18 protein-coding genes and 1 riboswitch are annotated in these 21,496 nt (G+C 73.2%); of the genes, 13 read left to right on the forward strand and 5 right to left on the reverse strand.

Features of this window, described 5'->3' with window-relative positions; genetic code table 11:
* Nucleotides 1-18 precede the first annotated feature (18 nt).
* Together Aeryth_RS00835 and Aeryth_RS00840 are read right to left on the reverse strand one after the other, a co-directional pair.
* Complete coding sequence (locus Aeryth_RS00835; protein ID WP_067853374.1) at nucleotides 19-564, reverse strand: NUDIX hydrolase family protein; 546 nt, start codon at nucleotides 562-564, stop codon at nucleotides 19-21.
* Between the two features lie 53 nt (nucleotides 565-617).
* Complete coding sequence (locus Aeryth_RS00840; protein WP_067853376.1) at nucleotides 618-1,268, reverse strand: GOLPH3/VPS74 family protein; 651 nt, start codon at nucleotides 1,266-1,268, stop codon at nucleotides 618-620.
* A 78-nt stretch (nucleotides 1,269-1,346) separates the two neighbouring features.
* Between Aeryth_RS00840 and Aeryth_RS00845 the strand changes: the two genes are divergently transcribed.
* The 11 genes from Aeryth_RS00845 (at nucleotide 1,347) to Aeryth_RS00895 (ending at nucleotide 13,056) form a co-directional block, all read left to right on the forward strand.
* Entirely contained in the window at nucleotides 1,347-2,048 is a 702-nt protein-coding gene (locus tag Aeryth_RS00845; protein WP_158509155.1) for a GAF and ANTAR domain-containing protein, read from the forward strand.
* Nucleotides 2,049-2,172: 124 nt separating this feature from the next.
* Nucleotides 2,173-2,571: an ankyrin repeat domain-containing protein gene (locus Aeryth_RS00850; protein WP_067853382.1), complete on the forward strand. Its 399-nt coding sequence runs from the start codon at nucleotides 2,173-2,175 to the stop codon at nucleotides 2,569-2,571.
* 231 nt (nucleotides 2,572-2,802) lie between these two features.
* Nucleotides 2,803-6,474 (forward strand): Ig-like domain repeat protein, encoded by a 3,672-nt coding sequence (locus Aeryth_RS00855; protein WP_067853385.1) that lies wholly within the window; start codon nucleotides 2,803-2,805, stop codon nucleotides 6,472-6,474.
* A 204-nt stretch (nucleotides 6,475-6,678) separates the two neighbouring features.
* Nucleotides 6,679-7,032, forward strand: coding sequence for a hypothetical protein (locus tag Aeryth_RS00860; RefSeq protein WP_067853388.1), 354 nt, complete (start codon nucleotides 6,679-6,681; stop codon nucleotides 7,030-7,032).
* Between the two features lie 9 nt (nucleotides 7,033-7,041).
* Nucleotides 7,042-7,152, forward strand: a riboswitch (TPP riboswitch).
* Nucleotides 7,142-7,777: an ECF transporter S component gene (locus Aeryth_RS00865; RefSeq protein WP_067853390.1), complete on the forward strand. Its 636-nt coding sequence runs from the start codon at nucleotides 7,142-7,144 to the stop codon at nucleotides 7,775-7,777. (Overlaps the previous riboswitch by 11 nt.)
* A 110-nt stretch (nucleotides 7,778-7,887) precedes the next feature.
* Entirely contained in the window at nucleotides 7,888-9,225 is a 1,338-nt protein-coding gene (locus Aeryth_RS00870) for an ATP-binding cassette domain-containing protein (RefSeq protein ID WP_417864585.1), read from the forward strand.
* A complete protein-coding gene (locus Aeryth_RS00875; protein WP_067853396.1) occupies nucleotides 9,222-9,947 on the forward strand; it encodes a CbiQ family ECF transporter T component in 726 nt (241 codons plus the stop codon). The genes Aeryth_RS00870 and Aeryth_RS00875 overlap by 4 nt, the downstream gene beginning before the upstream one ends.
* Before the next feature lie 94 nt (nucleotides 9,948-10,041).
* On the forward strand, nucleotides 10,042-10,500 hold the full coding sequence (locus tag Aeryth_RS00880) for a MaoC family dehydratase (RefSeq protein ID WP_067853399.1): 459 nt from the start codon (nucleotides 10,042-10,044) through the stop codon (nucleotides 10,498-10,500).
* A gap of 1 nt (nucleotide 10,501) precedes the next feature.
* Complete coding sequence (locus Aeryth_RS00885; protein WP_067853402.1) at nucleotides 10,502-11,728, forward strand: acyl-CoA dehydrogenase family protein; 1,227 nt, start codon at nucleotides 10,502-10,504, stop codon at nucleotides 11,726-11,728.
* A 13-nt stretch (nucleotides 11,729-11,741) separates the two neighbouring features.
* Nucleotides 11,742-12,563 (forward strand): SDR family oxidoreductase, encoded by an 822-nt coding sequence (locus Aeryth_RS00890; protein ID WP_067853405.1) that lies wholly within the window; start codon nucleotides 11,742-11,744, stop codon nucleotides 12,561-12,563.
* Nucleotides 12,564-12,672: 109 nt separating this feature from the next.
* On the forward strand, nucleotides 12,673-13,056 hold the full coding sequence (locus Aeryth_RS00895; protein ID WP_067853408.1) for a hypothetical protein: 384 nt from the start codon (nucleotides 12,673-12,675) through the stop codon (nucleotides 13,054-13,056).
* A gap of 13 nt (nucleotides 13,057-13,069) precedes the next feature.
* Here Aeryth_RS00895 and Aeryth_RS00900 read toward each other — a convergent pair whose 3' ends face one another.
* Together Aeryth_RS00900 and Aeryth_RS00905 are read right to left on the reverse strand one after the other, a co-directional pair.
* Nucleotides 13,070-13,627, reverse strand: a complete 558-nt coding sequence (locus Aeryth_RS00900) for a hypothetical protein (protein ID WP_067853411.1) — start codon at nucleotides 13,625-13,627, stop codon at nucleotides 13,070-13,072.
* A gap of 152 nt (nucleotides 13,628-13,779) precedes the next feature.
* On the reverse strand, nucleotides 13,780-15,897 hold the full coding sequence (locus tag Aeryth_RS00905; protein ID WP_202967694.1) for a PhoX family protein: 2,118 nt from the start codon (nucleotides 15,895-15,897) through the stop codon (nucleotides 13,780-13,782).
* A gap of 154 nt (nucleotides 15,898-16,051) precedes the next feature.
* Here Aeryth_RS00905 and map point away from each other — a divergent pair, with 154 nt between their 5' ends.
* Together map and Aeryth_RS00915 are read left to right on the forward strand one after the other, a co-directional pair.
* The gene (gene map / locus Aeryth_RS00910; RefSeq protein ID WP_067853414.1) at nucleotides 16,052-16,822 is read left to right on the forward strand and encodes a type I methionyl aminopeptidase; all 771 of its coding nucleotides are present in this window, start codon (nucleotides 16,052-16,054) and stop codon (nucleotides 16,820-16,822) included.
* Nucleotides 16,823-16,957: 135 nt separating this feature from the next.
* Complete coding sequence (locus tag Aeryth_RS00915) at nucleotides 16,958-19,966, forward strand: zinc-dependent metalloprotease family protein (RefSeq protein ID WP_067853417.1); 3,009 nt, start codon at nucleotides 16,958-16,960, stop codon at nucleotides 19,964-19,966.
* A gap of 106 nt (nucleotides 19,967-20,072) precedes the next feature.
* Here the strand turns inward: Aeryth_RS00915 and Aeryth_RS00920 are convergent, their stop codons facing one another.
* The gene (locus tag Aeryth_RS00920; RefSeq protein ID WP_236749789.1) at nucleotides 20,073-21,491 is read right to left on the reverse strand and encodes an amidase; all 1,419 of its coding nucleotides are present in this window, start codon (nucleotides 21,489-21,491) and stop codon (nucleotides 20,073-20,075) included.
* Nucleotides 21,492-21,496 lie beyond the last annotated feature (5 nt).

Consider the following 21,496-nt stretch of genomic DNA (forward strand, 5'->3'; position numbering starts at 1 on the left):
GCGCGACCGGGTCGGGTGTCAGTCGAGCGCGCCGAGGTACGCCAGCGCCTGGCGCACGAGGGTGCCGCGGCCGCCCTCCATCTCGTCGAGCACGAGGGGGCTGAGCACCTCCTGGGGCGTCATCCAGGTGAGCTCGAGGGCGTCCTGGCGCGGGTTGCACTCGCCGGTGACGGGCACGACGTAGACGAGCGCGACGGCGTGCTGGCGTGCGTCGTGCAGCGGCGCGACGCCGGGGAGCGGGAAGTACTCGGCGACCGTGAACGGGACGATCGAGGAGGGCAGCTGCGGGAAGGCGGTGGGCCCGAGGTCCTTCTCGAGGTTGCGCAGCAGCGCGTCGCGCACGGACTCGCCGTGGGTGACACGACCCGAGACGAAGGTGCGGCTCATCGCGCCGGTGGTGGCGGAGCCGCGGAGCAGCAGCCCGACGTGCTCGACGCGACCGTGGGAGTCGACCCGGACGGGGATGCCCTCCACGTAGAGGATCGGCACCCGGGAGCGGGTCTCCTCGAGGGCGATCTCGGAGAGCCAGCCGGGGTTCGGGTCGGGGGTGCGGACGGACGCCATGGCCACATCCTCCCTCATGGTCCCCGGCGACCGGGTCGCCGAGGTCCGCGGCGTCAGGTGTTGATCGCGCCCAGGACGGCGCTCGTCCCGATGACGGCGGTCATGGCGTTCTGCGCGTCCTGGATCACCTGGCGGACACCGTCGCTGGCCCAGTCGCCCTCGGCCACGACCTTCGCCCGGGCCTTGGCGGCCTTGACGTCGCGACGGTCCACGACGATGCCGAGGTGGCCGGTGGCGAGCAGCAGCCCCACCAGCGGCCCGGTCGTCTCGTCGGCGGGCTGCTCCTGCAGCAGCACGGCGCGCAGCCGGGTGACCAGGTCGTCGCGGTGCACGGGGTCGCCGACGTCGTACCGCTCGAGCAGCAGACGTCGCTGGCGGCGCAGCGCCCCGGCGGCCTCCAGGTCGGCGAGCAGGACCTTGCGCTGGCGGCGGCCGAGGCGGGAGATGGTGTTCTTCGGCGTGAGCCGTCCCTGCTGCCAGACCCGCGCGAAGGCGGCCTGGAGCGGCGGGTCGGCCACGGGCGTGCGGTCGACGACCTCGACGCGCGTCTTGCGTCCTGCGCCGACCAGCCGCAGTCGCCCGAGCAGCACCAGGTCGATCAGCGCGGCCCCCCCGAGCGCGGGCTCCGTCGCCGTCGTCGCGAGCCGCACGCGGCCCGTGCGCGGGTCGGTCGCGACCAGCAGGAGGTCCTTCGCGACGGTCATGGCCCCAGCGTAGGTGCGCCTGCTCGCCGCGACGAGGGGGTCTTGCCAGGCTGCCTCCTGGCTGGAACAGTCATGAAGATGGCCGCGGGAGAGTGGGAGAAGCTCGCCGACCTCGCCCGTTCGATGAGCGAGGAGTCGGGGTTCCGCGACACCGTCGTGGCGGCGGTGAGGTCCGCCCCGCAGCTGGTGGGCGGGTGCGACGAGGCGGGGGTCTCGATCGTCCACGCCGGCGGGCGCGTGACCACCGAGGCGTCGACCGGCGACTGGGTCGAGCAGGCCGACGCGCTGCAGGTCGAGCTGCAGGACGGCCCGTGCGTCCAGTCGATCCACGAGTCCGAGACGGTCCGTACCGCCGACCTGCGCGAGGAGCCGCGCTGGCCGCGGTGGTCGCCCAGCGCGGCCGATCGGCTCGGCTTCCGCTCGATGCTGTGCGTCCAGCTGTTCACCTCGGGGCACACGTTCGGGTGCCTCAACATGTACTCCGACACCGTCGACGGGTTCGACCACGACGACGTCCAGGCGGGTCTGGCGCTCGCGGCGCACGTGGCCGTGGCGTTGCGCGGTGCCGACCTCGTCGACAACCTCGAGTCGGCGCTCGCGAGCCGCGACGTCATCGGCCAGGCCAAGGGGCGGCTGGTCGAGCGGTTCGGCCTGCGCTCCGAGCAGGCCTTCGACGTGCTCGTCCGCTTCTCCCAGGACCGCAACGTCAAGCTGCGCGCGGTCGCGGAGGAGGTCGCCCTGAAGGGGTTCGACTCGCTCCGCGACGACACCTCGTCATGAACCGGCGGCGAACGGGTATCCGAGGGTCGGACGACCCCGGCGGTTTGGCCAGAAGCTGCCGGGGCCGTCCCCTCGCGACCGGGAGCGGGATGCGCGGACGTCGCGGCCGTCCTACGGTCGCGCCATGAGCGCTCCCTCCGACGGCTCCCCCCTCGACCCGCGCGCGGTCGAGCTCGCGCAGTCCCTGCTCGACGACGCCCGGGAGGGACGCACGGAGCGCCTCGCGGCTCATGTGGACGCCGGCGTCCCCGCCGACCTGACCGACGCGTCGGGCAACACCGCGCTCATGCTCGCCGCCTACCACGGCCACGCCGACACCGTCGCCGCGCTGGTGCAGCGCGGCGCGAGCGTCGACGCCCTGAACGACCGGGGGCAGAGTCCGCTGGCCGGTGCCGTGTTCAAGGGCGAGGACGACGTCGTGCGGGTGCTCCTCGACGCGGGCGCCGATCCCGACGCCGGGCACCCCACGGCTCGCCAGACCGCCGAGATGTTCGGCCGCGCCGACCTCGTCGGCCCTGCCTGACGCCGCCGGCCGACCGGTCCCCGCTCCCCACGAGTAGCAGCCTCTGCATCGGTCCGGGGCGTTTTCCTCACATCGTCACGAAATTGTTCGCTCCGGCAACAAACGTAACGTCGTGGGGTCGGCGGACGCTTCGTGCGCGAAACGCGACCCGCCGAGGCTGGGCGCGCGAGCCGTGCCACCCCCTGGGCGCGGCCGCTCGTCACGAGGGAGACACCACCTGTGCACGCATCCATGCGACGGGTCGCCGGCGGTCTGCTGACCGCCACCTTGACCGCGACCTTCCTGGGAGCCCTGGGCACCACGAGCGCCATCGGCGCCACCGTGGCGTCGGGCTCCGACTTCAGCGTCGAACGCGCTCCGGGCGGCTACGCCGTCACGCTCGAGCTCGACACCCCCCTGCCCGTCAAGGACGACGCCCCGACGCTCGTCGTCGACGGCAAGGACATCGGCATCGCCACCGAGTCGCCGAAGGGCGACACGCTCACGGTGCTGACCAGCGACCCCGCCGTCGCCGACGCGTCCAGCGTCGAGGCCGGCTGGGCGAGCCGCAGCGCCTCCGCGAAGGCCGAGCGCACCGGAGAGGTGGCGCAGCCCGAGGACCTCGCCGACCCAGCGACCCTGGAGACGCTCGACGCGAACCCCGCGTCGACGGGCACCTACGAGTACACGCAGGCCGACTACGACTTCGGCACCCAGTCGGTCGCGCTCGCCAACATCGGCGGCGTGCGCGGTGAGATGCAGGGTCGGCTCTACCTGCCCAAGACGGGCGGGAAGCGCCCGGTGGTCCTGCTGCTGCACGGGCGCCACTCCACCTGCTACGCCGAGGGCAGCTCCAGCGCGTCGCTGGCGTGGCCGTGCTCCGGCACGCGTCCGCTGTCGATCCCGAGCTACGCCGGCTACGACGGCACGGGCCAGGCCCTCGCGAGCCACGGCTATGCCGTCATCTCGATCTCGGCCAACGCCGTGAACGCCAACGACAACCCGCGCTCGCCCGACCAGGGCGCGCAGGCGCGCGGCCAGCTCGTCCTCGACACCCTGTCGCTGCTGCGCAAGGCCGACGCCGGCCAGCCGGTGACGCTGCACGACGACGCCCGCGACCTCGACGTCACCCTCGACGACGCGCTGCAGGACCCGCTCACCGCGGCCGACCTGCAGGGCCGGTTCGACCTGTCCGACGTGGGCCTCATGGGTCACTCGCGCGGTGGTGAGGGCATCACCTCGGCGGCCACGCTGAACGCGGCGCTCGACGAGCCGTTCGGCATCAAGAGCCTCCTGCCGCTCGCGCCCGTCGACTTCGGTCGCATGACGGTGCCGAACGTGCCGCTCAACGTCGTCCTGCCGTACTGCGACGGCGACGTGTCGAACCAGCAGGGTCAGCACATGCTCGACGACTCGCGCTACGCGTTCGACGACGACGCGCTGCGGGCCGGCACCTGGGTCATGGGCGCGAACCACAACTTCTTCAACACCGTCTGGACGCCCGGGAAGTTCCCGGCCGGCGTCAGCGACGACTGGGGCGCCACGTCGACCAACCAGACCTGTGGTCCGGTCCCGGCCGTCGCCGCGACGTCGATCCGCCTGTCGGCCGACGCCCAGTACGACCTGGGCACGGCGTACATGGCCGGCTGGTTCCGGCTGACGCTCGGTGACGAGAAGCAGTTCCTGCCGATGTTCGACGGCTCGGGCACGCGCCCGGAGGTCGTCGGCAACGCCGACGTCCGCACCGTCACGACCGCGCCCTCGTCGGCGCGCTCGACGCTGACGTCGTTCGAGTCGACCAGCTCGCTCGTGCGCACCTCGGGCCTGGCCACGGCGCAGCCGTGCGCGAGCCTGACCGGTCGCACCATCCCGGCCGCGGCCCCCGCCTGCTCGACGCTCGCGTCGTCGCAGGTGCCGCACTGGACGCCCGCCAGCAACGGCGGCAACGTGCCTGCGACGCCCGTCACCCGGTTCACCTGGACCGGCGACACGGGAGCCGTGCTGGTGACGGTGCCGAAGGCCAAGCGCGACGCGACGGGCTTCGACCGGCTGTCGCTCAAGGTGGCCGCCGACGAGACCGTCGTGACCGGCACCGACCTGACCCTGGCGGTCAAGGACGGCTCGGGCGCGACGTGGTCGTCGAAGGTCTCGGCGCTCAACCCGTACGCGCTCGTGCGGCTGCCGGCGCCGTCGGACTCGACGACGACGGTGCTCAAGAAGATCGTGCTGCAGCAGGTGAACGTGGCGACCTCGACGCTGAAGGATGCCGGGCTCGACGTGTCCGACGTGCGCGAGGTGCGGCTGACCGCGGCAACGGGCGCCGACGCGACGACCACGGGGGCGGCGTACCTGTCCGACCTCGCGTGGGAGTCGTCCTCCCTCGGGACGCCGACGGTGAAGAAGGAGAACACCGTCAACGTGTTCGCGACCGCCGTCGAGGAGGGCGCCTCGGCCGGTACCGCCGACGTGGGCGTCTACCTCGCCCAGCCGGCGACCAAGCCGGTCGTCGCCTACGTCAGCGTCCTGGGCTCCGCCTCGGGCCGCGCCGGCATCGCGATGGAGAAGGTCACCTTCGCGCCCGGCGAGACGTGCAAGGTCGTCACCGGGTCGATCCTCGGCGACAGCCTGGCGTCGACGTCGGCGAGCACCGCGGTCAAGGTCTCGGCGATCAACACCTCCGGGGCGGTCATGGGTGCCAAGGCGTTCGGTTACCTCACGGTCCGTGAGGACGACGGCGTCACCGGCTCGGCCACGGCGCTGCCGCCGGTCGGCGCGCAGGGCGACCCGTGCGAGGAGCTGGCGCGCTCGACCGAGGTCGGCGCCGTCACGGTCGACGACCCCACGCCCGCCCCGGGTGGTGCGGTCACGCTGACCGCGTCGGGCTACCGGTCCGGCGAGGGCGTCACGTTCTCGCTCGGCTCGAGCACGCTCGGCACCGCCATCGCCGACCCGTCCGGGGTGGCCGTGCTCAGCGCGACCGTCCCGGCCGACGCCGCGATCGGCGAGGCGACCGTCAAGGCCGTCGGCGCGGGCTACGGCCTCACGTCGACGGGCTCGCTCGAGGTGCTGACCGAGACGTCCACGTCGCTGGCGATCGACCCGGAGCTCCCGGCGATCAACCAGCCCGTGACGCTCACGGCCACGGTCACCGGCGGCGACGGCGGCACCGTCACCTTCGCCGACGGCGACACGGTGCTCGGCTCGTCGGTGGTCGAGGGCGGCACGGCCAGCCTCGCGGTGCCGGGCTTCAAGGCCGGCTCGCACGAGCTGGTCGCGTCTCTCGCGAAGACGGCGACCGCGCAGGCGTCGCAGTCGGGTGCGGTCTCGTTCACCCTCACCAAGGGTGCCTCGACGATCGCGCTGGTCATGGCGTCGGCCGAGAGCACCTTCGGCGACCCGCTGAAGGGTGCCGTGGCGGTCGCCGGGGCCGACGAGGGCACGGTGACGGTCACCGTCGCCGGGACGCCCGTGACGGTCACGCTCGACGCCCAGGGCACGGGACGCTTCGAGCTCCCGGCCACGCTGAAGGTCGGCTCGCACACGGTGAGCGCGGCCTTCGACGGCACCGACGAGGTCGAGGCGAGCGGCACGGCCACGGCCGACGTCACCGTCGTGAAGCGGGCGTCGACGACGGTCACGAACGCGACGTCGTCGGTCAAGCGGAGCGCGACGTACCGGGTGCGCGCGACGGTCTCGCCGACCGTGGCGGGCGTCGACCCGTCGGGCTCGGTGCGGGTGTACGTCAAGGCGCCTGGCGCCAAGTCGTTCACCTGGGCCAAGACGGTGCGTCTGTCCGGCGGCACGGTCGTGACCACGCTCAAGGCGCCGAGGACGAAGGGCACGCTGTCCGTCCGCACGGTCTACGTGGGTGACGGCTCCTTCACGGGTAGCACCAGCGCGACGAAGGGGGTGCGCATCCGCTGACGCGCTGAGCACGCCGACGGGCGTCCGGTCCACCACGGACCGGGCGCCCGTCGTCCGTCCGTGCGATCGACGACGCTGCTCGTGGCGTCGCGCGACGGTGTCGGTCTACGGTCGGGGCGGGTTCGTCGACGGGCGCAGGGGGAGGGCCATGGTGGTAGGAGCGAGGGTCGACCCAGTCCGTGGCGCGCCGACACCTGACGGCTCGTGACTGCTCAGAAGGCGTGGGTCGTCGAGCTGGGCCCCGACGAGGACACGCTGGAGCCTGCGATCGTCGTCGGCACGGAGGAGGAGGCGAGGCGGCGACTGGAGCAGGCGCACGAGGGCGCTCCGCACCTGCGCAACCTCGCCCAGGACTGGCCCCTGCGCTCCACCACGCCGATCGGCCCCGACGAGCGCCGGACCGTGCACCTCCTGCTGGGCGCCGAGGACTCCCTCGAGGTCTTCGACGACGCAGTGGAGGCCGAGCTCGCACGGCGACGATGCTCGACGCCGGCGCGTGTCGTGGCGGCCGTGACCAACACCTGGCTCGGCGCGCCGCCGGAGGCGCGACGACGCTAGGGTGGACCTCACCAACGACAGGGGAGCGCCACCGCAGAGGGCGCTGAGAGTGCGGAACAGCCGCAGACCCTTGAACCTGCTCCGGTTAGCACCGGCGAAGGGAGTCACGATGAGTAGTTCTGCATCCACGCGTCCGTCCACCGAGGGTCGTCGAGCCCTCTGGCACCGCGCCATCGACCTCGCGGTGATCGTCGCGCTCGGTCTCGCGTTCGGTGTCATCTTCTGGGCCTGGGGGAAGCTCTACGGAGCCATCGATCTCGGAGTCACCCTCGGCTACCCGCCTCTGAGTGGTCTGCTGGCCGGGCCTTGGCTCATGGCCGGCATCGTGGGCGGCTTGATCGTTCGGCGACGAGGGGCGGCCTTCGGCACCGAGCTCCTCGCCGCATCCGTCTCCATGTTCGTGCTCGGCGGCACCGAGTGGGGGTTCACCGTCGTGCTGGCAGGGATCGCCCAGGGAGCGGGCGCCGAGCTCGCCTTCGCGCTGGGGCGCTACCGACGCTTCGGCGTGGGGGTGGCCATCCTCGCCGGTGCGCTCGCTGCTGTGGTCGAGAGCTTCTACGAGTGGTACTTCTACTACCCCGACTGGGACATGGCGTACAAGCTCGCGTACCTCGGCTTCTTCGCCGCGTCGGGCGCCCTCGTCGGTGTGCTCAGCTGGCTGCTGGTGCGTTCTCTCGCGCAGACGGGTGCGCTCGACTCGTTCGGGGCCGGTCGCGAGGCAGCGGGCGAGGACGTGCGGGTCTGACCGCCGTCCGCCCCGTCGCGGCTCGGCTCGACGGGTTCGGGTGGCGGCCGGTCGGCAGCCCCCGTCCCGTCGTGGCCGGGCTCGACCTCGACATCCCCGCCGGGCAGCGGGTGCTGCTGGCAGGGCCGAGCGGCGCCGGGAAGTCGACGCTGCTGCTCGCTCTCGCGGGGGCTCTCGGGGAGTCCGTCCCGGGCGACGTCGCCGGCGGCGTCCACCTCGACGCCGGTCCTGCCTCGCAGTCCGTCGTCGGCCTCGTCACCCAGCGACCCGGCGATGCCGTTGTGGCCGGTCGGCTCGGCCGCGACGTCGCCTTCGGGCCGGAGAACCTCGGGCTCGACCGCGAGGAGACCTGGCGCCGCGTCGACGCGTCGCTGGCCGCGGTCGGCCTGCACCAGGGCCGAGAGCACCCGACGAACGCCTTGTCCGGTGGTGAGCTCCAGCGGCTCGCCCTGGCCGGCGCGCTCGCGCTGCGTCCCGGCCTGCTGCTCCTCGACGAGCCGACGGCGATGCTCGACGACGCCTCGGCAGGTGCCGTGCGCACGGCCGTCGCCGACGTGGTGGCCTCCTCGGGCGCGACGCTCGTCGTGGTCGAGCACCGCCTGAAGCCGTGGCTCGACCTCGTGGAGCGCGTCGTCGTCCTCGACGCGACGGGCGCGGTGGTGGCCGACACCGACCCCGGCACCTTCGTCTCCGAGCACCGAGAACGCCTGGGGTCGGCGGGCGTGTGGATGCCAGGTCTGCCGGCACCCGCACCGCTGCGTCCACCGGAGGAGCTCGTCGTTCCGCACGATCCGCCGTGCGCGGTCGTGACGTCCTCGCTCCTCGTCGAGCTGGTGCGACGTTCCTGGTCGGGAAGCACGCGCACGCGGGCGCTCGAGGACGTCGACCTGTGGCTGGACGCAGCAGCAGCGCACGCGCTGGTCGGTCCGTCCGGGGCGGGCAAGTCGACCTTGCTCGCCGCCTGCGCCGGACTCCAGAGACCGACCGCGGGGCGGGTGCGTCGTGGAGAGATCGACCTCCACCGTCTTTCGTCCTCGGCACTCGCGGCGGTGTCCGGCTGGGTGCCGCAAGCGCCTGAGCACGGGATCCTGACGTTGCGCGTGCGCGACGAGGTGGCCCTTACGTCGCAGCGGCTCGGCCGGTCGGTCGACGTCGACGGCGTGCTCGACCACCTCGGTCTCGCACACCTGGCCGACCGCAACCCGTACCGACTCTCCGGTGGTGAGCAACGCCGCCTCGCCCTGGCCGCTGCGCTCGCGCACCGGCCGGCCGGCGTGCTGCTCGACGAGCCGACGGTCGGGCAGGACCGACTGACCTGGGCTGCCGTCGCAGGATGGTGGCGCTGCGCCGCGGATGCCGGAGCGGTCGCGGTGGCGGCCACCCACGACGCCGACCTCGTGGCGCTCGCCGACCACGTGCACCGACTCGACTCGGGGCGTCTGGGATGAGCGTGACCACCGCCCCGAGCGGCCTTCGTGCACTGCTCCCACGCGTCAATCCGCTCGCGCTCGTCGTGGTCGGGGTCGCATCGGTCCCGGGGTCGTTGGCCGTGCGGACGCTGCCGATCGCGCTCGTGACGCTCGCTCTGTACGCCGTCTTCGTGCTCGCTGTCGTGCCGTCGATCAGGTACGCCCTGCTCTGCCTGGGTCTTGCCGTCTTCGCCGGGCTGACCGTCGCCTACTCGACGTGGCGCCTCGGCGGCCGCGACGAGGTGGTGGCGCTGACCGCCGGTCTGCGCATCGTCGTGCTCGCCTGGCCCGGGGCGGTCGTCGCCGCGTTCGTCGATCCGGCACGCCTCGGCGACCACCTGGCGCAGGACCTGCGTCTGCCCGCTCGTCCCGTCGTCGCGGTCACGTCGGCGCTCCAGCAGGCGGCAGAGCTCATGGCCACGTGGCAGCAGCTCGTCCGCGCGCGCCGTGCTCGCGGAGCGTCGGCGGCGGGCGGACCTGTGGCACGGTGCCGGTACGGCGCTGGTCTGGTGTTCGCGCTGCTGGTGTCGTCGCTGCGGGGCGCCTCACGGCATGCGGTGGCGCTCGACGCACGAGGTTTCGCCGCAGCCTCGGAACGCACGTGGGCCGAACCGGCCGGGTGGTCGGTCCTGGACGTGGCCGTCGCCGTGGTGGGCGTCCTGCTGGCCGGGGTTCCGGTGGCGCTGCTGCTGTTCACCTGAGCGCCCCTGGCCATCGTGCTGGCGAGCGGCTAGGGTCGGAACTAAGCAAGCGCTTAGTCGTCGCCCGAGGGCGACCTGTCCCGGAGGTAGTCCCATGGCCCGCGTGTTCGACAGTCTCGACGACTTCAAGGCAGCCGCCGGGCAGGAGCTCGGCACCAGCGACTGGGTGACCGTGACGCAGGAGCAGATCAACACCTTCGCCGACGCCACCGGCGACCACCAGTGGATCCACGTCGACCCCGAGCGCGCCGCGTCGGGGCCGTTCGGCGGCACCATCGCGCACGGCTACCTGACGCTGTCGCTCCTGCCGGTCTTCTCCGAGAACATCTACGCCGTCAACGGCCTCGCGATGGGCGTGAACTACGGCGCCAACAAGGTGCGCTTCCCGAACCCGGTCCCGGTCGACTCGCGGCTGCGCGCGACGGCGACGCTCAAGGAGACCAGCGACATCCCGATCGGCACCCAGGCCGTCATCACCTTCGTCGTCGAGCGCGAGGGCGCCGAGAAGCCGGTCTGCATCGCCGAGGTCGTTTACGTGATGGCGGCGGCCTGACATGCACTTCGCCTTCGACGAGACCACCACGGAGCTGATCGCCAAGCTCGAGGCCTTCATGGACGAGGCCGTCTACCCGGCCGAGGCCGAGGCCGCGGAGCAGATCGAGACCCTCTACGCCGAGGACCGCTGGGACCCGCCGGCCGTGCTCGACGGTCTCAAGGAGCAGGCGCGTGAGCGCGGCCTGTGGAACTTCTTCCTGGCCGGCCACCCGGAGGAGGGCGGCCTGACGAACCTGCAGTACGCGCCGCTCGCCGAGATCACCGGCCGCTCCATCCAGCTCGCGCCCGCCGCCCTCAACTGCGCCGCGCCCGACACGGGCAACATGGAGGTGCTGACCATGTTCGGCACCCCCGAGCAGAAGGAGCAGTGGCTGCGTCCCCTGCTCGACGGCCAGATCCGCTCGGCGTTCGCGATGACCGAGCCCGACGTCGCCTCCTCCGACGCGACCAACATCGGGCTCTCGATCGTCCGCGACGGCGACGAGTACGTCATCAACGGTCGCAAGTGGTGGATCACCGGCGCGATGAACCCGAACTGCCGGGTCTTCATCGTCATGGGCAAGACCGACCCGTCGGCCGAGCGGCACCGCCAGCAGTCGATGATCCTCGTCCCGCGCGACACCCCGGGCCTCGAGGTCGTGCGCGGCATGCACGTCTTCGGCTACCACGACCGCGACCACGGCGGGCACGCCGAGCTGCGGTTCACCGACGTCCGCGTGCCCGCGTCGAACCTCATCGGAGGCGAGGGCGAGGGCTTCGCGATCGCCCAGGCCCGCCTCGGGCCCGGCCGGATCCACCACTGCATGCGCTCGATCGGCATCGCCGAGCGCGCCGTCGAGTACATGTGCGAGCGAGCGCTGAGCCGCACGACGTTCGGCAAGCCGATCGCCCAGCAGGGCGTCGTGCAGGACTGGATCGCCGAGTCGCGCGTGCGGCTCGAGCAGCTGCGCCTGCTGACGCTGAAGACCGCCTGGCTCATGGACACCGTCGGCAACCGCGGCGCCCACAAGGAGATCCAGGCCATCAAGATCGCCACGCCCCAGACGGTGGAGTGGATCCTCGACAAGGCCATCCAGGTGCACGGCGCCGGCGGCCTGAGCCAGGACTTCCCGCTCGCGGAGATGTTCGCCGGCATCCGCACGCTGCGCTTCGCCGACGGCCCCGACGAGGTGCACAAGGCCTCGCTCGCCCGCGCCGAGCTGAAGAAGTACGCGGTGCGTGGATGAAGGTGGGGCGACGATGAAGGTCGAGGGCGCGGCCGCCGTCGTCACCGGCGCGGCCGGCGGCATCGGCCTCGCGGTGGCGCGGGCGCTGCTCGAGCGCGGTGCCGCCTCGGTCGTGTTGGCTGACCTCGACGGCGACCGGCTCTCCGACGCGTCCTCGGCGCTGGGCGAGGAGTTCGGCGAGCGGGTGCTGCACCGGGCGGCCGACGTGACGGCGGAGATCGGCGTCGACGCCGTGCTGCAGACGTCGCCGACCCCCGTCGACCTGTACGTCGCGAACGCCGGCGTGTTCCGGGGCTTCGGCCTCGACGCGTCGCCGCAGGACTGGGCGGCGTCGTGGGACGTCAACGTCATGGCCCACGTGGCCGCGGCGCGGGCGCTCGTGCCGCAGTGGCTGGAGCGCGGCGCGACGGACGGCCCAGCGGGCTGCTTCGTCAGCGTCGCGTCGGCGGCGGGGCTGCTGACCCAGCTGGGCTCGCCCACCTACTCGGTCACCAAGCACGCCGCCGTCGGGTTCGCGGAGTGGCTGGCCGCCACCTACGGCGACCGTGGCGTCCAGGTGACGACGGCCTGCCCGATGGGCGTGCGCACCGCGATGCTCGAGGAGGGCGAGACGTCGACCGACGCCGACGCCCGCCTCGGCATGCGGGCGGTCACGTCGGCGGGCGAGCCGCTCGACGCGACCGTCGTCGCCGCCACGATCCTCGACGCGGTCGAGGCCGGACGCTTCCAGGCCCTGCCCCACCCCGAGGTCGCCACCATGTGGGCCCAGAAGGCGTCCGACCCCGACCGCTGGGTCGCCGGCATGCAGCGCTACCGCCGCGCCCTCGAGTCCTAAGCCCTCCATCCGTACGTTTCGGACACTTGCGGGTCGTTGGGGCGCCCGAGAGTGCCCCGGAAGTGTCCGAAACGCGGGGAGGGTGGGCGGGGTGGGTAGGGTCGCGGCCATGAAGATCGGACCCGGCCTCGTGGTGCCCGCCCTCGCCGAGCTCGTCGTGCTCGCGCTCTACGTCACCGACGTGCTGGGCGACGTCCCGTGGCCCGACGGCTTCGTCCTCCCGGGGCGCATCCTGCTGGTCGTGGCGGCCCTCGTCGTCGCCGGCATCTGCTACCAGGCGTGGGCGACGGTCACCGCCGAGCAGCGCACCCCGCTGGTGCACGCCGCGGCCGCCGCGTCGCTGGTCGGCGGCGCGGCGCTGACGTCGGCCGTCTTCTCCGCGCCGGAGGGCGCCCTGCTCGGCGCGCACGCCCTCGCGACGCTCGGCACGGCCGCGCTCGTCGCCGCCGTCGTCTGCCACCAGATGTCGACCGCTCGCCGCAGCCTCGGCTGACCCAGCGCGCCTGTCACGCCCTGCCAGAGGGGGCCGATGCTCCTCCGGATGCGACCTCGACGCCATCCTTCGCCATGCGCAGGATGAGTGCCTGGTTCGTCTTCGATCCGAACTTCACGTGGGTGAAGGCGGAGTCGACGCTGTCGCTCCACGCGGAGAACACGTTCATGACGTCCTGCAGGTCGATGTCGCCGGCCTTCACCTGGGTCTCGAACTTCCGCAGGACATACACGAGGAAGTGACCCGCGATCAGACGCTTCTCGTACCGGGTGCTTTGGTCGAGCGCAGCTCTGGCGAGGTTCAAGACTCCCCAGGCGAAGGCGCCGAGGAGGGCGGCTCCGGCTGCGATGCGGACGAGCTCGAAGACCAGCATGCGCGCGTCGTAGTCGCTCTCGATGAGGAGCGAAGCTCCTTGACGCGTCGAGGCCCAGCCATAGAGGGCAGCGATGACGACGAGCAACGCACCGATGGTGCCGACGAGCACCGCGGTGACCTGCATGCGGCGTGCGCGTCGCTCCAACTCCTCCACCACGTCCTGGAAGTGATCCTGGGCCTGCTCGTCCTCGCGCATGGTCGGGAGGGTAGATCGCCGGCGACGTCTCCGGGGAAGATCGCGACGATCGAGTCCGCCGGCCGGTCGGGCGTGCCACGGGCAGGGACCCCGACGCGACGACGCCCCGCCCGTGACCTGGGCGGGGCGTCGTGCTCGGCGCGGGTGGGAGGTCAGGCGCCGATGTCGCCGCCGTCCTTGCGTCGCACGAGGGCGATGGCCGGGCGGGGCAGGGAGGTGCCGCCGTCGGGCCAGTGGGACGCCGGCGCGTCCGCGGTCGCGCCGTCCTTCTCGCCCGGGTGCTGGACGCACACCAGGACGCGCTTGCGCTGCACGACCGGGCCGCAGGTCTCCGCACCGAACGGCACCGTGAGGAACTGGCGGGTCAGGCCGCGGTCGCGACCCTCCACCGCCACGCCGAACAGGCCGTCGTTCGAGCCGAGCGCGTTGCCGTCCGTGGAGATCCACAGGTTGCCGTGCCGGTCGAACGCGACGTTGTCGGGGCAGGAGATCGGCGAGACCTGCGACTTGTCGTAGCCGCCGAAGTACGTCGACGGGTCGCTCGGGTCGCCGCAGACGAGCAGCAGGTTCCACTCGAAGCGCGTCGAGGCGCTGTCGTTGCGACGCTCCGTCAGCTCCAGCACGTGGCCGTTCTTGTTGGCCTTGCGCGGGTTGGCCTCGTCGGGGCCGGCCTTGCCGGACGCGCCGCGGTTGGAGTTGTTCGTGAGCGCGACGTAGACCTTGCCGCTCACGGGGCTCGGCTCGACGTCCTCCGGGCGGTCCATCTTGGTGGCGCCGACCTGGTCGGCGGCGAGGCGCGTGAACAGGAGCACCTCCTCGGCGGTGAAGCCCTGCACGAACGAGCGGTCGCCGCTCACGAGCGGGATCCAGGCGCCCGAGCCGTCGAACTCGCCGTCCTTCGGCAGCGTGCCGGAGCCGTCGATCTGCGCCGACGGGGAGTCGCCGGTCAGGCGGGCGACGTAGAGCGTGCCGTGGTCGAGCAGCGTGTCGTTGTGACGCTTCGCGGCGCGCGAGGTGCCCTTCTTGACCTTGTCGCGCGAGACGAACTTGTAGAGGTAGTCGAAGCGCTCGTCGTCGCCCATGTACACCGCGACGCGACCGTCCTTCGTGATGCGCGGCTGTGCGGCCTCGTGCTTGAAGCGGCCGAGGGCGGTGCGCTTGCGCGGCGTCGACGTGGGGTCGTAGGGGTCGATCTCGACGATCCAGCCGAAGCGGTTGACCTCGTTCGGCTCGACGGTCAGGTCGAAGCGCTCGTCGAACTTCTCCCACTGGCGGGTCGTGGCGTTGCCGGACACGCCGTAGCGGGCGAGGCGCTGCGCCGTCGTCGGGTCGCTGACCTGCGCGGCGTTGGCGAAGTACTGGTTGAAGTTCTCCTCCGCCGTCAGCCACGTGCCCCACGGGGTGGTTCCGCCCGAGCAGTTGTTGAGCGTGCCCAGCACCGTGCGACCCTTCGGGTCGGCCTTCGTGCGCACGAGCGCGTGGCCGGCGACGGGGCCGGTCAGCACGAACCGCGACTGCGTGTGGAAGCGACGGTTGAGGCGGTGCCCGACGACCGGCTTCAGCGAGCCCGAGCGGGTCTCCTGCACGGTGACGACGGACAGGCCGTGCGCGGCCCAGGACGTCTCGACCTGCTCCTTGGTCGGGTTGGCCGGGTCGTAGCCGGGGTACATCATCTCCTCGGTCGTGTACTCGTGGTTGGCCACGAGCAGCTGCGTGCCGCGCGCGAGCGGCAGCAGGGCGAGGAAGTCGTTGTTGAAGCCGAACTGGCGGCGCTGGGCGGCACCGCTCTGGGTGGTCGGCGACCAGCGCGGCGAGTCCTTGAACAGCGGGTCGCCCCAGCGGATGACGACGTCCTGCGTGTAGCCCTCGGGCACGGTGAGGGCGTCGGCGGTGTTCGGGGCGACGGGCCGGAAGCGCAGACCGAACGGGCCCTTCTTCACGGTCGTCGACGCGGGACCGCCCTGGGCGGCAGGCAGGCTGACCGGGGCGGCGGCCACCGGCCCGGCGAACGCGGCGGTGGCGGCCGTGGCGGCTCCGATGACGGCACCGGCGCGCAGCACGCCGCGGCGGCTGGCGACCTGCGCCATGACGTCGGCGAAGGTCTCGTTCGACGACGTGTTGGGCGCGTCGTGCGAGCACGCGTCGCCGCAGCGGTAGAGGCACGTCATGGCCGCGCGGCCGGACGCACAGGGGGCGGTGGGGGAGCAGCCCTCGACGTCGCCGGCGAGCGGGACGACGGGGAGCAGGGGGCGTTCGGGCGAGATCGTCACGAGAAGAGTTCCTCCAGAGCCGGGGGACGTCGGGCCGTCCCCCTCGACGTGCCGACGCTAGGGAAGACGGCCCACGCCGACGTGGACCTGCGGTGAACACGAGGTGACGGCCTGCTCGGCGGACGGGTGGACCGGGCGGACTACCCTCGGCGGCATGGCCATCGAGCTCCGCACCCCCGCCCAGGTCGACGAGATGCGCGCCGCCGGACAGTTCGTCGGCGAGGTCCTGACCGCGCTCGTCGACGCTGCCGACGTCGGGGTCGACCTGCTCGACCTCGACGCGCTCGCGCACCGCATGATCCGCGAGCGCGGTGCGGAGTCCTGCTACATCGACTACGCGCCCTCCTTCGGGCGCGGGCCCTTCGGCAAGGTGCTGTGCACGTCGGTCAACGACGCCGTCCTGCACGGCCTGCCGCACCGCTACCGGCTGAAGGACGGCGACCTCGTCAGCTTCGACTTCGCCTGCTCGGTCGACGGCTGGGTCGGCGACTCCGCCGTCAGCATCGTGGTGGGCACGCCGCGCGAGGAGGACCTCGCCCTCATCGCCGCCACCGAGGAGGCGCTCGCGGCCGGGATCGACGCGGCGCGCGCCGGCAACCGGCTCGGCGACATCAGCGCCGCGATCGGCGGGGTCGCGCGGTCGCACGGCCTGCTGGTCAACACCCAGTTCGGCGGCCACAGCGTCGGGCGCACCATGCACGGCGACCTGCACCTGCCGAACGACGGCCGGCCCGGCCGCGGCGTCCGCCTCGACCCGGGCCTGGTCGTCGCCATCGAGCCGTGGTTCCTGCAGTCGACCGACGAGATCGTCATGGACCCCGACGGCTGGACGATCCGCAGCGCCGACGGCTCGCGCGGCGCGCACAGCGAGCACACCATCGCCGTCACCGACGGCGACCCGGTGATCCTCACCGCTCGCGCCTGACCCCGGGGGCTCTTCCCCAGGGGCGAGGACCCGCCGGCCACCCTGACCGAAAGCCCCTCGGTCCCGGGACTTTCGGCCTACGGTGGGTCCGGGAGCGCCGACCGGTGGCGGTCGGTGAGGGAGTGGAGGTCGGCGATGCGTCGTCGTGCATCGGTGGTCGTCGGCGTGCTCGTGGGCGCGGTCCTCGTGACGGTGCCGTCGGCGGCGCAGGCGGCCGAGCCGACGGTGCGCACGTCGGGGGACGACGTCACCTACACCGACCCGACGCTCGCGGGCGCCGAGACCACGCGGGTCCGCGGCGTGCTGCGCGAGGTCGTGAGCGAGCCCGCAGCACCGGTCTCGCCCGGCGGCGACCCGCACGCCGGCCACGACCACACCGGCGGCCAGCCGCTCCTCGTGCTCGCCGACGGCACGCACGTGCCGGTCGACCTCGACCTCGACGCCCCCGACGTCGTCGGGTCGCCCGTGGTGGCCGAGCTCGTCGACGGACCGGTGCTCGACGCCGCGCTCGACGGGACCCCGACCGAGCCCGTGCAGGTGCGCACCGCGCAGGTGGACACGGCCGAGGCAGCCGCCGCGCGGGCACCGCACCGGGTCTACGTGGCCGTGGTCGGCAACAGCGGCGCGTCCGTCGACTCCGACGCGACCATCCAGGCGCGCGTCGACGGCGGCACGCGTTGGTGGAGCGAGGAGTCCGGCACGAGCTTCGGCACGGCCTCGACCGTCCGGTACGACAGCGCGCTCGACGCGACGCAGCGCTGCGGCTTCGCCAACCCGTGGACGCTGTGGAGCGAGGCCGGCCGCCAGTTCCCCGACGGCACGTTCGACCAGCCCGGCAACCACCTGCTGGTCGTCGTCGACGACACGTGCAACGGCGTCGGTGTCGGCACGGTGGGGCGTGGCATGGACGACGGCGGGTCGTCGACGCAGAAGGAGTCGGCGTCGATCTTCACGGCCACGTTCGCGCACGAGGTCGGGCACAACCTCGGCCTCAACCACGCCAACCTCGACAGCCAGGACGGCCAGGGCGGCGAGTACTGGGACCTCTACAGCCCGATGGGTCTCGCGATCAGCTCCGGCCAGAGCCTCGACCCGCCGGCACTCGACACCGAGTACCGCGCGCAGCTCGGCATCCTCGACACCGGCGAGGTCGAGCTCGTCGGGGCCGGGACGTCCGTCACCCGCACCCTGTCAGCGCGCGGCAGCAGCACCGGGCTGCGCGGCGTCGAGGTGCGGTCCCCGGACGGCACGAGCCACTGGGTCGAGTACCGGTCGGGAGGCGGCCGCGACGCCCGGAGCTACTACCGGCTCGAGCCGAACGCGTCCGTGAGCGGCACCCGCAAGTACCCCCGGGGCGTCACGGTGAGCACCCGCGCGACGGGTTCCTCCGGCAGCACCCTGCTGCGTCCACGCGCCGACGGCACCGTGGCCTACGGGTCGCGCCAGGCGGGCCAGACCTACACGGCGGGCGACGTGTCGGTGCGCGTCGACTCGATCAGCGCCGACAGTGCCACCGTCACCGTCACCAACGGTCCGGTGCTCGCCGACCTCTCGGCGTCGACGCCCGTGGTCGAGGGCACCGCGCGGGTGGGAGCCACCCTGACCGCGCAGCCCGGCACCTGGACGGCTGGCACCACGTTCGCCTACCAGTGGCGGGCGGGCGGGACGGCGGTCCAGGGTGCGACCGCGTCGACCTTCGTGCCGACGAAGGACCAGCTCGACCGCACGATCACCGTGCAGGTCACCGGCTCGCGCAGCGGCTACCGCCCGGCGACCCGGGAGTCGGCCGCCACCTCGGCGGTGGCTCCCGGCGTGCTCGACGCGCCGACGCCCACGGTGGAGGGGTCGGCACGGGTCGGCTCCCCGCTCACGGGACGCGTCGGCTCCTGGACGTCCGGCACGACGCTGACGTACCAGTGGTCCGCCGACGGTGTCGACGTGCCGGGTGCGACGGCGAGCACCTTCACCCCCGCCGCGGCGCAGCTGGACGACGCGATCACGCTGACCGTGACCGGCGCCAAGGACGGCTACACGACGACGTCGCGCAGCTCGCAGCCGACGGAGCGGGTCGCCGCGGGTGCCACGTCGGCCGGCACCCCCACGGTCACAGGCACGCCGCGGGTCGGGGTACCGCTGGGCGTCGACGTCGGTGCGTGGGCGCCGGGGACGACCTTCACCTACCAGTGGCTGGCTGACGGGGCGGTGGTCGCGGGAGCCACGGGCCACACGTTCACGCCCGGCCCCATGCAGCAGGGCGCGCGGGTCACGGTCACCGTCACGGGCGCGCGGCCGGGCTACGACACGGCCTCGGCGACCTCGACCCCGACGGACCGGGTGGCCACCGGCACCCAGGTGGCCGGGACGCCGACGATCTCGGGCGACCCGGTCGTCGGCCGGTCCCTGCAGGTCGATCCCGGCACGTGGGCGTCCGGCACGATGCTCACGTACCAGTGGGTGGCCGACGGCTCGCCCGTCGCGGGCGCCACCACCGACACCTTCACGCCGGGCCCGGCGCAGCGCGGTGCGCGGATCACGGTCACGGTCACGGGCGAGCGGAGCGGCTACGACACCGCGTCGGCGACGTCGGAGCCGACGGCCGCGGTGGCGGCGGGTGCCACTGTCGCCGGACGCCCCAAGGTCACCGGCACCGCCAAGGTCGGGGTGGCCCTCGGTGTCGACGTCGGCTCGTGGGCGCCGGGCACGACGTTCGCGTACCAGTGGCTCGCCGACGGGGACCCCGTGGCGGGTGCCACCACCAGGACGTTCACACCGGGCGCAGCGACGGTCGGCGACCGGATCTCGGTGCGGGTCACCGGCACGCGCGACGGCTACGAGACGGCATGGGCCACCTCCACCCCCTCCGCCGCGGTCGCAGCAGGCACGCTCGCCGCGTCGACGCCGAAGGTGTCGGGCGCGGTGGTCGTCGGTCGTCGCCTGTCGGTCGTGCGCGGCACGTGGACGTCGGGGACGACGTTCTCCTACCGCTGGCTCGCGAACGGCACGGTCGTGAAGGGCGCCACCGCGTCGACGTTCGTCGTGCCGCGTGGCCTGCGCGGCAAGCGGGTCACGGTGCAGTTGACGGGCCGCAAGAGCGGCTACGCCACCCTCACGCGGACGTCGGCCCGGACGAGCCCCGTCCGCTAACCCCCTGGGCGGTAGGTGACGCGCGGAACCTCTCTCAGCGGTAGGTCGCGCGCGTCATCGACGGTCGATGACGCGGGAGACCTACCGCCCACTCGGGTTCCGCGGGCTACCTACCGCCCGGGGGGAGCCGGTCGTGCCACGGGTCCGCCTGCTCGACCTGGGCGCACAGGGAGAGCAGCGGACCGTCCTCGCCGGGGCGGCCGGCGAGCATCACGCCCACCGGCAGCCCGTCGACCACGGACAGCGGCAGGCTCGCGGCGGGGACGCCCGCCATGTTGTAGACGGCGGTGTAGGGCGTGAAGTCGAGCTCGCGACGGTGGTCCTCGGCGGGGTCGCCGGACTCGGTGAACCACGCGACCGGCTGCGGCGGCAGCGCGAGGGTCGGCGTGAGCCAGGCGTCGAACCCGGCCATCGACGTCACGACATCGCGGGTGGTCGCCTCGAGGAACTGGATCGCCCGCGCGAGCTCGGCCGCGCTGTACGTGCGCCCCCGCTCCAGCCAGTAGCGGGTCGTCGGGCGCAGCAGGTCGAGCGCCGCGTCAGGGATGGGCGCCGCCGCCATGCCGCTGGACCAGACGACGTTGAACTGCGGCTCCAGCGCGGGCGGGAACGGGTTCTCGACGTCGACGACCTCGTGACCGAGGGAGCGCAGCACGTCGGTCGCGTGCTCCCAGGCCTGCACCGACGACGCCGATGCCGTCACGCCGGGCAGGTAGGGGTCGACCCAGCGCGCGATCCGCAGGCGCTCCGGTCGTCGCGCGGCCCAGGCGGCGAAAGGCTCGGCAGGCTCCGGCAGCGGACGCAGGTCGCCGGGCATGGGGTGCGCCATCGCGTCGAGCAGGGCGGCCGCGTCGCGCACCGTGCGCGCGACCGGGCCGTCCCCGGACAGGCCGCTCCAGTCCGACCCCGTCGGCCCGGCGCTCACCCGACCACGGCTCGGCTTGAACCCGAACACGCCGCAGCAGCTCGACGGGATGCGGATGGAACCGCCACCGTCGCTGCCCTGCGCGAGCGGCACGAGTCCCGCGGCCACGGCCGCAGCGGCGCCACCGGACGACCCACCCGCCGTCCGCGTCGGGTCCCACGGCGTGCGGGCCGGGCCCACCACGTCGTTGTCGGTGTACGACGACAACCCCATCTCGGGCGTGTTGGTCTTGCCCAGGCTCACGAAGCCCGCGAGCTGCACGAGCGTCACGACGTGCGCGTCGACGTCGGGCACGTGGTCGGCCATGAGCCGCGACCCGAGCGTGGTGCGCACGCCCGCGGTCGGGGTGAGGTCCTTGAACGCCGTGGGCACGCCGAGGAACGGCGGCAGGTCGCGGGCCGACGTCGAGCGTCGGCGGGCGTCGGCGGCGTGCGCGGCCTCCAGCGCGGCGTCCGCGGTGACCGTCACGAACGCGCCGAGCGTCGCGTCGTGCTGCTCGACGCGGGCGAGGTGGTGCTCGACGAGCTCGACCGAGGTCGTCTCGCCGGCCGCCATCGCGTCGGCCATCGCGTGGGCGTCGAGCTCGTGCAGCGCGGTCACCGCTC

Origin of the sequence: Aeromicrobium erythreum (genome assembly GCF_001509405.1) — a bacterium.
GTDB classification, from domain to species: domain Bacteria; phylum Actinomycetota; class Actinomycetes; order Propionibacteriales; family Nocardioidaceae; genus Aeromicrobium; species Aeromicrobium erythreum.